This window comes from Monashia sp. NPDC004114 (assembly GCF_053603855.1).
In genome coordinates this window covers 19,117-31,463 of the sequence record NZ_JBSGGK010000008.1, presented here as the reverse complement: position 1 = coordinate 31,463, position 12,347 = coordinate 19,117, and the positions used below count along the sequence as shown (strand labels likewise).

Annotated in this window: 11 protein-coding genes; 8 read left to right on the top strand and 3 right to left on the bottom strand. The window is 70.5% G+C overall.

Translation table 11 applies throughout. From position 1 onward, the window contains the following. Positions 1-22: 22 nt before the first annotated feature. Positions 23-1,837, bottom strand: coding sequence for an ABC transporter substrate-binding protein (locus tag ACWEOW_RS11990; protein ID WP_452269427.1), 1,815 nt, complete (start codon positions 1,835-1,837; stop codon positions 23-25). Between the two features lie 243 nt (positions 1,838-2,080). On the opposite strand from ACWEOW_RS11990, the gene ACWEOW_RS11985 reads away from it, so the two are divergent. From ACWEOW_RS11985 to ACWEOW_RS11975, 3 genes are read left to right on the top strand one after another with little or no spacing between them, the layout of a single operon-like run. Then, positions 2,081-2,764 carry a response regulator gene (locus ACWEOW_RS11985; protein WP_452269426.1) on the top strand — a complete coding sequence of 228 codons (684 nt, stop codon included), beginning with the start codon at positions 2,081-2,083 and terminating at the stop codon, positions 2,762-2,764. A 4-nt stretch (positions 2,765-2,768) separates the two neighbouring features. Further along, entirely contained in the window at positions 2,769-4,175 is a 1,407-nt protein-coding gene (locus tag ACWEOW_RS11980) for an ATP-binding protein (RefSeq protein ID WP_452269425.1), read from the top strand. Next, positions 4,150-4,830 (top strand): GerMN domain-containing protein, encoded by a 681-nt coding sequence (locus ACWEOW_RS11975; protein WP_452269424.1) that lies wholly within the window; start codon positions 4,150-4,152, stop codon positions 4,828-4,830. The genes ACWEOW_RS11980 and ACWEOW_RS11975 overlap by 26 nt, the downstream gene beginning before the upstream one ends. Here ACWEOW_RS11975 and ACWEOW_RS11970 read toward each other — a convergent pair. Beyond that, positions 4,803-5,870, bottom strand: a complete 1,068-nt coding sequence (locus ACWEOW_RS11970; RefSeq protein WP_452269423.1) for an NAD-dependent epimerase/dehydratase family protein — start codon at positions 5,868-5,870, stop codon at positions 4,803-4,805. The two genes, ACWEOW_RS11975 and ACWEOW_RS11970, sit on opposite strands and share 28 nt — an antisense overlap. 68 nt (positions 5,871-5,938) lie before the next feature. Between ACWEOW_RS11970 and pafA the strand changes: the two genes are divergently transcribed. The 3 genes from pafA to ACWEOW_RS11955 all read left to right on the top strand — a co-directional run bounded on the left by pafA (position 5,939) and on the right by ACWEOW_RS11955 (position 8,905). After that, entirely contained in the window at positions 5,939-7,330 is a 1,392-nt protein-coding gene (gene pafA / locus ACWEOW_RS11965; protein WP_452269422.1) for a Pup--protein ligase, read from the top strand. 124 nt (positions 7,331-7,454) lie between these two features. Then, positions 7,455-8,450 (top strand): FKBP-type peptidyl-prolyl cis-trans isomerase, encoded by a 996-nt coding sequence (locus ACWEOW_RS11960; RefSeq protein ID WP_452269421.1) that lies wholly within the window; start codon positions 7,455-7,457, stop codon positions 8,448-8,450. Positions 8,451-8,518: 68 nt separating this feature from the next. Further along, positions 8,519-8,905 (top strand): FKBP-type peptidyl-prolyl cis-trans isomerase, encoded by a 387-nt coding sequence (locus ACWEOW_RS11955; protein ID WP_452269420.1) that lies wholly within the window; start codon positions 8,519-8,521, stop codon positions 8,903-8,905. Positions 8,906-9,067: 162 nt separating this feature from the next. On the opposite strand, the gene ACWEOW_RS11950 is transcribed toward ACWEOW_RS11955, so the two are convergent. Further along, entirely contained in the window at positions 9,068-10,189 is a 1,122-nt protein-coding gene (locus tag ACWEOW_RS11950; RefSeq protein ID WP_452269419.1) for a DUF3866 family protein, read from the bottom strand. 66 nt (positions 10,190-10,255) lie between these two features. Here ACWEOW_RS11950 and ACWEOW_RS11945 point away from each other — a divergent pair, with 66 nt between their 5' ends. Next, positions 10,256-11,242, top strand: coding sequence for a helix-turn-helix transcriptional regulator (locus ACWEOW_RS11945; protein WP_452269418.1), 987 nt, complete (start codon positions 10,256-10,258; stop codon positions 11,240-11,242). Then, positions 11,239-12,246, top strand: a complete 1,008-nt coding sequence (locus tag ACWEOW_RS11940) for a helix-turn-helix transcriptional regulator (RefSeq protein WP_452269417.1) — start codon at positions 11,239-11,241, stop codon at positions 12,244-12,246. Before ACWEOW_RS11945 ends, ACWEOW_RS11940 begins: the two co-directional genes overlap by 4 nt. The last annotated feature ends 101 nt before the right edge of the window (positions 12,247-12,347 follow it).

Sequence of the window (12,347 nt, the reverse complement as noted above, 5' to 3'; positions counted from 1 at the left end):
CGGCCGGCCCGGCGAGCGCGGATCAGCCGCCTTGCTTGTCCGCGGAGAGCCAGACGTTGGTCGGGTCGTAGTTCTGGATCGCCGGAACGTAGACCGCGCCGTTGACCTGGCTGGCGTGGTAGTTGGCCTGCTTCGGGTTGGTGATCGGGAAGAACGGGGCCTGCCCCATCACCTGCTTGTCGGCATCAGCCCACTGGGTGGCCGCCTGGTCCTCGGTGGCCGACTGGGCCGCCTTGGTGATCATGTCGTTGGTCGCCGAGTCGTCGAAGAGCCCGAAGTTGCTGCCGATCGGCGGGAACGCGGGCTTTCCGAAGAACAGCGGCTTGAAGAACGACAGGGCCGCGTTGCCGTACCAGTCGGCTCCCCAGCCGGCCACCGCCAGGTCCCAGACCCCGCGCTGCGCGACGGTGGGCACCTGCAGGTACTTCGTGTAGAAGTCGGCGTTCGGGGAGGGGACGCCCTGCACGGTGATGCCGGCCTTGGACAGGTCCTGCTGCACCGTCTGGAAGGTCTTGCTGCTGCCCTCTGACGCGTTGCGGTAGAGCATCTTCAGCGTGAGCCCGTTCGGGAACCCCGCCTCACTGAGCAGCTGCTTGGCCTTGTTCGGGTCGTACGGGTAGAGGTCGAAGTTCGAGGACCCACCGACGATGTTCGACGGCAGCACGTGGCTGAGCGACTCGTTGAGGTTGGGACCGCCGATGACCTGGATGATGTTGGCGCGGTTGATCGCGTACTCGAGCGCCTCACGCACCTTGAGGTTCGCCATGGCCTTGTTGTTGTTCGGGGAGACCATGTTGAACACGACGTAGGGGTTCGAGGAGGCCGACGGGCCGATCGTCAGGTTCGGGTCCTTCTTGGCGATGAGGGCCGGAAGCTGCGACGGCGGTGGGAAGTTGTCGAACTCCATGTCGGCACTCGGGGTGCCGGTCTGCAGCTGCTGCTGCGTCGAGTCCTGCGTGACGGTCTCGTTGATGACGACCTTGTCGACGTAGGCCTTGCGGATCGGGTCGCTCGCGCCGTCCCAGGCTGGGTTGCGGCTGAAGTTGATGCTCTTCGTCGGCGTGTACGAGTCGATCTTGTAAGGGCCGTCGGAGATCGTGTGCGCCGCGAGCTCAGGGCTCGCCGGGACGTACTGGTCGAGCTCCTTCGGTGCGGGCGAGAAGGCGGGCAGCGTCAGCATGTCCGGGAAGTAGCTCGCCGGGTTGTTCAGCTTGAACTCGACCGTCTGGTCGTCCTTGGCGACGACGCCGGGCAGGTCCGTCTTCTCGATGTAGTCGCCGATCGCCGAGGCGGTGTGCCCGACCTTGGCGAACCCGTCGCAGAAGGCCTGCATGCCGACGATCAGGCTCTCGTAGTCGGGCAGGCCGCCGAACGGCTGTGCCGGGTTGCACGTCCGCTTGACACCGCGGACCTCATCGGCTGCGGTGATCTGCCGTGCCGGGCTGGTGTCCCACTTCGCGCCCTGGCGGATCTTGATCGTGTACGTCTTGCCGTCGCTGCTGATGCCGTTACCGGCAGTCGGCATGTCGGTGGCGAGGTCGGGCACGGCCTTGGTGGTCTGGCCGTCGACCGCTGGATAGTTGAAGAGCTGCCGGCTCCACAGACGCAGCGCCAGATAGCCGATCGAGTAGTAGCTGATGTTCGGGTCCATGTAGTCGACGTCGCCGCTCCCGAGCATGTTCAGCGTGCCGCCCTTGACCGCGCTCGCCGACCCCGAGCTGCCACCGGCACCTGTCGCGCCGGCGTTCGTCCCGCCGCTCGAGTTGCAGGCGGCTAGGGCGAGGCAGCTCGTGGCCACCGCCGCGACGGCTGCCACGGGCCATTTCCTCACGGGCATCGCGTTCTCCTTGGTTGGATCGAACCGACCGGATGGCGGCCGGCGCGGACGCCGAGCCACGGCGACCGTCGGCGTCAACCTAGGCACGCCGGAAGGCCCCGCCGGGGCCCCGGAGGCAGATGACACGAGACCGCAAACTGGCCGTCATCGGATGTGGCGACAGGTCACGTTTAGTCACAAATTCCCAGGTGTTTCGCAGGCAGGACTCGACCTGTTTCCAGCCGGTCTTCGGAGACTGTGGGGGTGGCGCGGAGAGTGCTCCTCGTCGAGGACGATGCGAGGGTCAGACGCGTCCTCCGGCTAGCACTGGAGGACGAGGGCTTCACCGTGCTGGAGGCCGCCGACGGCGAGCAGTGCCTCGAGCGGGTCAAGGAGGTGGCGCCCGACATCGTCCTGCTCGACCTCATGCTCCCCGACCGGGACGGGTTCTCGGTATGCCGTGACATCAGGCGCGGCAGCGACGTGCCGGTCATCATGGTCACGGCCCGCACGGACAGCCACGACGTCGTCGCGGGTCTCGAGTCCGGCGCCGACGACTACGTCACCAAGCCGCTCGTGGCCAAGGAGCTGGCCGCCCGCATCCGCGCCCTGCTCCGCCGCACCGAGCCGACCGCCGGCCGTGCCCCGCGACACGTCGTGTCCGGCGATCTCAACATCGGTGTCGACGACGGCGTGGTGACCCGAGAAGGGGAGCCGATCCCGCTGACCCGCACCGAGTTCCGGCTCCTGGTGGAGCTCGCGGTGGCGGACGGCCGGATCTGCAGCCGAGAGCACCTGCTCGACCGGGTCTGGGGTTACGGCTACTTCGGCGACAGCCGCATCGTCGACGTGCACATCCGCCGGCTGCGTACGAAGGTCGAGCTGGACCCGGCATCCCCGCGCCATGTCGTCACCGCTCGGGGGCTCGGCTACCGGCTCGCGAGCTGAGACCGTGCGGCTGTTCGACCGTCTGCGCCGGGCCGAGAACCCTCGCCCGAAGACTCGCCGCCGGCTGTTGCACCCCTCGAGCCTGCGGGCCCGGGTCGAGCTGACCTTCGGGCTCCTGGCGCTGGCCATCTCTGCCCTGCTGTCCGTCGTCTCCTGGGTCACCGTCTCGCGGTACCTGCTCTCGCAGCGCGAGGACACCGCGGTCACCGAGACGGCTCTGGACCGCTCTTCGGTCCTGGAAAGTCTGGGCCGAGGCTCGACCTCGGTCGCCTCCATTCTCGGCGGGCTCCCGACCAACGACGCCGTGTCGTCGGTCGCGCTGGCGTCCGGGCACTGGTACGGCACCAACCCGGCCCTCGGGCCGGCGACGCTGCCCACCGCGCTCGTCGACGCCGCCGCGACCCAGCAGACCGTGACCCAGCGCGTCCTCGTCGACGACCGGCTCTACCTCATGGTGGGGGTTCCGCTCCAGCAGCCCGGAGACGCCCTGTTCGAGGTCTACTCGCTCGTCGAGCTGGACAGCACGCTGCAGGCGATGGCGTGGGTCCTCGCTCTGGCTGCCGTCGTCACGACGTTCGTGGGCGTCGGTCTGGGGCGCTCGGCGAGCCGGGTCGCGCTCCGGCCCCTGGCCGAGCTGACCCGCGTGGCCGGCGCCGTCGCAGGGGGCCGCCTCGATGCACGGCTGCGGCCGCGGGGCGACCCTGATCTCGACCCCCTCGCAGAGTCCTTCAACCGGACCGTGAGCCAGCTTGAGCACCGGGTCCGGGCCGACTCCCGGTTCGCCGTCGACGTGAGCCATGAGCTGCGGACGCCGCTGATGACCATGCTCAACTCGATGGAGGTCATCACGAACCGCAAGGCCCTGCTGCCGGAGTCGGTGCGCGAACCGGTCGACCTGCTCGCCGACGACCTCGACCGGTTCCGGTCCCTCGTGGTGGACCTTCTCGAGATCTCCCGCCACGACGCCGGCGAGGATCTCGTGCTCGAGCCGGTCGACATCGGTGAGCTGACCCGGCGGGCCGCCGACGCGGTCGCCGGCCGACCTGTCACGTCCGTCGTCGGCGCAGGCCCCGACCTGGTGGCTCTCGTCGACAAGCGGCGCCTGGAGCGCGTCGTGGCGAACCTCGTCGGCAACGCGCAGAGCCACGGCGGCGGGTGCGAGGCGGTCACCGTGAGTCGCACCAACGGCACGGTCCGGATCGTCGTCGACGACGGGGGTCCGGGCATCGCCGAGAGCGACCGCGGACGAGTGTTCGACCGGTTCGCGCGGGCTGGGGGCAGCGGCGAGCAGGGCGTCGGCCTGGGCCTGGCGATCGTGCAGCGTCACGTGTCCGCCCACGGCGGCCGGGTCGCGGTCGAGACGAGCCCTCAAGGAGGTGCCCGCTTTGTCGTCGAGCTTCCCGTGCGCTGATCAGGCCACCACGCCGCCGTATGCCGCCTGGCCGGCCAGGCGGCATACCCGGCGCCGAGCGCGTCGGGGGCCCGGACGGCATACCTGGCGTCGCGGGCTGCTCGCGCTGGCACTGGGGCTCGGGGTGACGCTCGGTGCGGCCGGCTGTGTGATGTTGCCGCAGGACCAGCCGGACCCTGTGCTGCTCCCGTCCCCGTCCGGAGCCGCGTCCCCGGGCGTGGCCGAGCCGGGCGTCCCACTGAGCATGCAGGTCTACCTCATTCACGGCGACCGGCTGCAACGCGTGACCCGGACGGTGAGCCAGGGCACGGGCATGACCCCCGTGCTCGGGGCGCTCACCGCGCCCCTTGACGAGATCGAGCTGGCGAGCGGGCTCCGCTCGGCGGTGCCGACGACGACCCGGCCGCTGGCTGGCACCGTGACCAACGAGGGTACGGCGCGGATCGCGGTGCCCCCCGGGTTCGACCGGCTCTCAGTGCGCGAGCAGCAGTTCGCCATGGCCCAGCTCGTCTTCACGGTCACCGCCAACACGCTCGCCAGCGACGTCGTGCTCGTCAACGGCTCCCGAGTCATCGCCGTCCCGGACGCCCGCGGGGAGCTCGCCGCACACCCGGTCACCCGGCAGGACTACGCCGAGCTGGCTCCGGTCCGCTGACCGCCCCACCCGGTTCGAGGGGCCTCGCGGGACAGGGCCTCGATGAGGGCGAGCTCGACGTCCCGGTCGAGCCCGGCGCGAGGCCGCGGCCGGTCGAGACCCAGGCTCTGCTCCCACGCGAGTGCATCGGCGACGGTCTCCTGGAGCGGACGGGCGGTCAGGCCCGCGCTCGCCGCGGCCTCGGCGCTCCGGTCGAGGAACGCGCGCCAGTCCGGGTCGCGCAGCCACAGCGGGAGCGACCGCGGCCCCATGAACTCCTCGACACCGGCAGCGGCCAGAGCGTCGTCGGGGGCACTGACCACCTCACCGTCGAAACCGGCCACCGCCGCGCACGTATCGAGGACGCTGCGCAGCGAGGTCGTCGGACCCATCGCGTTCATGGTCCCCGTTACCCCGGCCAGGCCGGCCGCGACGAGCCACTCGGCCAGGTCGGACACGTGCACCCACTGGACCGGTCGCTCGGTGTCCTGAGGGACGAGAACGGGCCGCCCGTCCGACACGGCGAGTGCGAACCGACCCGGCCAGTATCCGAACCGCTCGCTGGGGTCACCCGACCCGACGATCAGCCCAGAGCGAGCGATGAGGGCTTGCCCGTCGCGCCCATCGAGCACCGCCTGCTCGCAGGCGACCTTCGCCTCGCCGTACTGCTCGGGAGTGCCCTCGCCGGCCTCGAGGGCCGGCAGGAGGGCGGCCGACTCGTCCGCGCCCGGCTCGTCATGGCGGGCGTAGACCGAGCAGGAGCTGACGAAGGCCCAGCCGTCGGTGCGTTCGCCGAGGGCCTCGACCGCACCGCGGACGTGGCCCGGCTGCCGAGCGACATCGACCACGAGGTCCCACTGCTCGGCGCGGGGCAAGGCGGCATATGCCGTGGGGGAGGACCGGTCGGCATGGACGAGGCGCGCCCCTTCCGGCACCTCTCCCGAGTCGCCGCGGGCCAGGCAGGTCACCTCATGGCCGGCGGCCAGTGCGGTCGCGGCCACGGCACCGCCGAGCCAGGACGTTCCTCCGAGGACGAGCACGTTCGACATGAGCGTCAGCACAGCACGAATATCCGGCGCGAGGAACGGGTGTTCGCCTGAGGCGAAGGATGGCCGCCTAGAGTTGGTTCATGGAGCGGCGCATCTTCGGGATCGAGAACGAGTACGGCGTCACCTGCACGACGCAGGGACAGCGACGGCTCACGCCCGACGAGGTCGCGCGTTACCTCTTCCGCCGGGTCGTCGCCTGGGGCCGTTCCAGCAACGTCTTCCTCGGCAACGGTGCACGTCTCTACCTCGACGTCGGCTCCCACCCGGAGTACGCGACGGCGGAGTGCGACTCCGTGCGTGAGCTCGTCATCCAGGACAAGGCGGGGGAGCGGATCCTCGAAGGTCTCGTGGAGGACGCCCAGGCGCGCCTGCGCGACGACGGCGTCGAGGGCGAGATCTTCGTCTTCAAGAACAACACCGACTCCGCGGGCAACTCCTACGGTTGCCACGAGAACTATCTGTACGGACGCACCGGCGACTTCCAGCGTGTGTCGGACATGTTCATCCCGTTCCTCATCAGCCGGCAGATCACGTGCGGCGCGGGCAAGGTCGTCGCGACCGCCCACGGCGCCTCCTTCGCCGTCAGCCAGCGGGCGGACCACATCTGGGAGGGCGTCTCGTCGGCGACGACGAGGTCGCGCCCGATCATCAACACCCGGGACGAGCCGCACGCGGACGCCGAGAAGTACCGCCGGCTGCACGTCATCGTCGGCGACTCCAACATGTCCGAGACGACCAACCTGCTCAAGGTGGGCAGCGCCGACCTCGTGCTCCGCATGATCGAGGCCGGGGTCGTCATGCGCGACCTCACGATGGAGAACCCGATCCGCGCGATCCGCACGATGAGCCACGACCCGAGCGGACGGGCCACGGTCCGCCTCGCCAACGGCCGCGAGCTGTCGGCGCTGGACATGCAGCGCGAGTACCTCGACAAGGCGGTGGAGTTCGTCGACCGAGAGGGGCTCACGAGTCCCGACACGAAGCAGGTCATCGACCTGTGGGGCCGGGCTCTCGACGCCATCGGCAAGGGAGACCTCGACGCGATCGACACCGAGATCGACTGGGTGATCAAGCACCGCCTCATCGAGCGCTACCGCGAGCGCCACGGTCTCGCCCTCACCGATGCCCGGGTGCAGCAGCTCGACCTCGCGTACCACGACATCAACCGGCGTCGCGGCTTGTTCTACCTGCTCCAGCGGCATGGCAAGGCGGCCCGGGTCGCCTCCGACGTGGAGATCTTCGAGGCGAAGGTGAGGCCGCCACAGACGACGCGCGCCAAGCTGCGGGGCGACTTCATCCGGGCCGCGCAGGCGCACGGCCGGGACTTCACGGTCGACTGGGTGCATCTGAAGCTCAACGACCAGGCGCAGCGAACGGTCCTGTGCAAGGACCCCTTCCGCGCGGTCGACGAGCGGGTCGAGCGGCTGATGGACACGATCGAGCGCACGCCGACGATCCAGCGCCCGCTCTGACGGCGTGGACCGCATGCGAACCTGTCAGTGCGCTGTGTGGTGGTCATAAGGGCGGGGGTTACAGTGGCCGGGCTTTGCCTCCTGGCACCTCGTCCGTCCCCTCCCGAGCCGAAAGTCACTTCCTGTGCGTTACAACCGTCCAGCAGCGCGTGCGGCCGCTGCCCTCATCGCCGTGTGCGGCATCACCGCCCTGACTGCCTGTGGCTCGAACCCGAGCGGCGGCAGCGGCGGCGCGACGACGTCCGTCCCGGCTTCGGTCGCCCTCAAGAACCTCACCGCCACCGGTGCGGTCGACATGAAGACTGCACCCAAGGTGACGCTCGGCAAGACGCCGATCAGCTCCACGGATGTCGAGCGCAAGGTGCTCACGCCGGGTGGCGGCAAGGCAGCCACGGCGGCTGACACCGTGGTCCTGCGCGCGGAGATCTACAACGGCACCAGCGGCAAGCTGCTCGACGACGGCTTCGCGGCCGGGCGCAACGAGGAGGGCTACCGCCTTGGCCGTACGGACCTGATCCCCGGGTTCGTCGAGGGCCTGGTCGGCGCCACCAAGGGCGGGCGCATCGCCTTCACCATCCCGCCGTCGAAGGGTTTCGGCACCGCCGGGAACCAGCAGCTCGGAATCTCCGGCACCGACACCATCGTCGTGGTCGCCGACGTCTCGGACGTCCACACGGGCATGACGAAGATCGACGGCACGCAGGCCGCGAGCCCCGCCGGCCTGCCGACCGTCGAGTTCAAGGACGGGTCGACCAAGGCGCCGACCGTGACCGTGCCGAAGTCGGCGGCCCCGACCGAGACCAAGGAGGCCACCCTCATCGAGGGCACTGGCCCGGTCGTCAAGAAGGGCCAGACGATCAGCGCTCAGTACCACGGCGTCCTCTGGAAGGACGGCAGCGTCTTCGACTCGTCGTGGACGCGCGGCCAGGCCGCGGACTTCCCGATCGGCGTCGGCGCCGTCATCCCTGGCTGGGACAAGACGCTCGTGGGTAAGAAGGTCGGCAGCCGCGTGCTCATCGTGATCCCGCCGAAGGACGGCTACGGCAGCAAGGGCAGCGCGCCGAAGATCTCCGGCACCGACACCCTCGTCTTCGTCGTCGACATCCTCGACGCCTACTGACCGCGCTGGACACGCGGGCGCAGCGAGCCAACGAAACGACTGAGTCACCAACGAAAGGGATACGCAGCATGGCACTCGACCCGAACCGCACCAAGCCGGAGATCGACTTTCCGGAGGGGGAGGCGCCTGCCGACCTCCTCGTCGAGGACGTCATCGTGGGCGACGGTCGCGAGGCGAAGGCGGGCGACACCGTCAGCGCACACTATGTCGGCGTTGCGCACTCCTCGGGCGAGGAGTTCGACTCCTCCTGGAACCGCGGCGCGCCCCTCGACTTCCGGCTCGGGGTCGGCATGGTCATCCCGGGCTGGGACAAGGGGATCGAGGGCATGAAGGTCGGCGGCCGCCGCAAGCTGACGATCCCGGCGCACCTGGCCTATGGCGACCGTGGTGCGGGTGGCGCGATCGCGCCGGGGGAGACGCTCATCTTCGTCGTCGACCTCGACGACGTGCGCTGAGCCATTACATAGGCTCGCTGCGCTCGCCGTGTTCGGCGCGCCGTCACGTCACGCCTTCCCTCCTCGGCTCGCTCGCTGGCGCTCGCTTCGCTCGTCGGTCCAGGCGCGACGCGCGCCGAACCATCACATAGGCTCGCTGCGCTCGCCGTGTTCGGCGCGCCGTCACGCGCGCCGAACCATCGCCAGACCGGCGGCGTAGCGCCCTGCGACGGCCGCGCTGAGGAATCCGGCGCGGTCGTCGTCGTATCCGCGGCCCATGGTCCGCAGCGGGACGGGGCTCATGCGCAGCACCTCGTCGAGCCCGTCGCACTCGACCTCGCGCGCGACCAGGCGCCCCGCGGTCGAGTCGCACAGCGCGTGCGCCTCGAGCAGGACCTGCTTGCCGAAGTCGCCGGGCAGCAGCGGGACGGGCACGTCGGCGGGCACCAGCGCCACCCGCCCGTATGCCGTCCGGCTGTGATGAGAGACGCCGCGGTGCCGTTCGCGGGGGTCGGCCTCCGAGATCCGTAGCGAGCAGACCGGAGCGCCGCCGAGGGTCGCCGCCGCGTTGACGACCTCGCCGGCGGACGTTCCGGAGAAGCCCCATCGAGTGCCCGTACCGAGGTTGCCGGGGCCCTGCGTCACGACCACGACGTCCGCGGCCGAGACGTGGCGCGCGGCGAGCAGCCCGGTGTGGACGTTGACCGCCTCGAGGTCGCCGCCGTACGCCTGCCCGACGGTCAGAGACGCGGCGAGCCAGCCAGCGGCGCGCAGCCCGGCGACACTGCGCGAGAAGTCGATCGGCAGGGCGCCTCCATCGGTCATGACGTAGGCCACCCGGAGGGTGGAGTCGACGTCGCGTACTCCGGCGATGATGGCCGGCAGCGCGGAGTGGAGGTCGGCGACCACGACGGGCAGGCCATCGAGGTCGTCGGCCTCAGCCAGGAGGCCGTGGTGGGCGCTGCCCTGCTCGTCGACGCCGAGGACCATCGTCTGACTCGGGGTGTATCGCGCCTTGACCACGTGGCCAGGCACGGAGGACAGGTCGTCCACGGGCACCGGCAGCGCCTCGGGTGCGGCCACGACGATCGCGACGCCCCCGGTGCCGAGGCCCCGCTCCAGCGCGGTCGTGTTGAGCAGCACGCCGGTGCCGGGGCCGAGCTCGCCGAGCAGGTCGACGTAGCCGACCGCACGAACCACGTCGTCCCCGAACGCCTCGTCCGGGGCGAGTCGGACGGCATACTCGACGGCACCGCCCCAGCGTGAGCGCACCTCGATGACGACGCCCTCACGCCACTGGATCATGTCGCGACCATACCGACCGATCCGTCAGGTAGCGTCGGACTGCTCCCACCCACAGGAAGGTCATCGATGAGCCCAGCCTCAGCGTCGGCCGAGAAGACCGAACGGCTGCTCAACCTCATCCTCGCGCTCAAGTCCGCCCGCCGCCCGGTGTCGAAGCAGAAGATCCGCGAGTCGCTGCCCGCCTACGCCGCTGCCACGTCCGACGAGGCCTTCGACCGCATGTTCGAGCGCGACAAGGACGAGCTGCGCGACATGGGCATCCCGATCACCACGACCGTCATCGACGTCCTGTTCGACGACGAGGTGGGCTACCGCATCGACTCCAGCGAGACGACCCTCCCCGAGATCAGCTTCGAGCCCGACGAGGTCGCGGCGCTGGCCCTCGCCGCCCGCGCCTGGTCGACGGCGAGCATCTCGGGCGCTGCCTCGGCGGGCCTGCGCAAGCTGCGCCTGTCGGGCGTCGAAATCGACGAGTCCGTCGCCGTAGGCGCCGAGCCACGGATCCGCACTAAGGAGCCGGCCTTCGAGGCGGTGCATGCGGCGGTGTCGCAGCTTCAGCCGATCACGTTCGACTATCGCAAGAACGACGGCCAGCTGAGCACCCGCCACATCCAGCCGTGGGCGCTGACCAACTGGCACGGGCGGTGGTACGTCACGGCGTACGACCTGGACCGGCAGGACGAGCGCGCCTTCCGGCTGAGCCGGTTCGAGGGCGCGGTCCGCAAGCAGGGCCGAGCCGGGTCGTATGCCGTCCCGCCCGGGCACGTGCCCGAGGTGGCCCTGGAGGCGCAGCAGCTGCCAGAGCCGGAGGGCGTCGCCGTCGTGCGGCTGCGCCACGGCCGGGGGCACACGCTGCGCCGCTTCGCCCTGCGCACCACGGAGATCGACGAGAGGTGGGCGCAGGTCGAGGTGCCGTACCGGCGGGGCACGACCGAGCGCGACGTCGTCGCCCTCGGCACGCACGCCATCGCCGTGTCGCCGCCCGAGCTCGTCGAGACCGTGCGCAAGACTCTGACCGCTGTGGCGGAAGCGAACGAGGGGCAGGGGCGATGAGCGACGCACGACGCAGAGCGACGCGCCGACCCGCGCGTAAGGTCCCGGAGACGGCGACCCAGCGCCTCAGCCGCCTGCTCGACATGGTGCCGTGGCTCGTCCAGCACCGCGGGGTGCCCATCGCAGAGGCGGCCCGGGAGTTCGACGTGACGCCGGAGCAGGTCGTCGAGGACCTTCAGCTGCTGTTCGTCTGCGGGACGCCGGGTTACGGCCATGCCGAGCTGATCGACGCGGAGTGGGACAGCGGGCACATCTACCTCGACAATGCCGACGACATCGCCGCCCCGATGCGGCTGACCCGTGACGAGGCGGTCACGCTGACCGCGGGCCTGCAGGCCCTGGGGTCGACGCTCGTCGGCTCGGACGTCGCGGAGCGCACCCTGGCCAAGCTCCGGGCTGCCGCGGCAACGACGATCGAAGACCCGGGCGGGCGCATCGCGCTCGACTTCGACGACGGCAGCCAGCATCCGGCCATGGCGACCCTCAAGGAGGCGTTCGCTCGCGGTCGCCGGGTGCACCTGCGCTACTACGTCGCGACCCGCGACGAGTCGACCGAGCGCGACGTCGACATCATGCGCATCGTCAACCTCGACGCGCAGTGGTACGTCGAGGGCTACTGTCACCGAGCCCAGGATGTGCGCCTGTTCCGGCTCGACCGCATCGAGTCCTCCGCCGTCCTCGACGTCGACGGCACACCGCCCCCGCAGGCCCGTCCCCGCGACCTCGACGACGTCTTCGTGCCCGGCGAGAACGACCTGACCGTCGTCATCGAGGCGAGCCGCTGGGCCGCCTGGATCGCCGACTACTACCCCAACGAAGGCGTGGAACGGGCGGACGACGGGTCGCTGCGGGTCATCCTCAAGGTGGCCGACCCGGCGCTGGTCCGGCGCCTCATGCTCCGTCTCGGCGGCGAGGCCCGCGTCGTCGAGCCGCCCGAGCTCGCTGCGGCCGTCGTGGACGAGGCGCGCTCGGCCCTGGAGCCCTACGGCCGTCTCGACGACTGACCGCGGCCGTCCACATCGTGGTCACCTGACGGTCCCGGGCGACGGCCCGGCAGTCGACGTGATCCGGCCCACGTATGCTGTGTGCAGTGCGGCGCCGTTGC